The organism is Vibrio sp. 10N.222.46.A1 (genome assembly GCF_041473595.1).
Lineage (GTDB): Bacteria > Pseudomonadota > Gammaproteobacteria > Enterobacterales > Vibrionaceae > Vibrio > Vibrio tasmaniensis_A.
The window spans coordinates 1-253 of record NZ_JBFRSN010001684.1 but is presented as its reverse complement, the minus strand read 5'-3'; the positions used below and the strand labels follow the sequence as shown (position 1 = coordinate 253).

Here is a 253-nt window from a genome sequence, read left to right as displayed (position 1 = left end):
AGCAGCAAAACCAGCGGTAGAGAAAGCAGTAGCAGCAACTAAAGAAGTTGCAGTAGCACTGACTCCTAAGCAACAACAAGTTCTAGACATCGTTGTTAGCAATGCTGAAGGCATTAACCCTAAAGGTATCGGCCTAGCAGCTGGTCAAGAAGACGCGAAAGCAGCTTCATGGGCAACAGGCGCATTGAAAAAACTTCTTGAAGAAAACCTAGTAGCGAAAGAGCAACTTGCAGGTAACAAGGTTATCTACAAA

The 253-nt window shown here is 44.7% G+C and carries 1 pseudogene; it reads left to right on the top strand.

The features are described from left to right. Positions 1 to 253: pseudogene (locus AB4496_RS28860) on the top strand (MarR family transcriptional regulator); the annotation flags it as partial.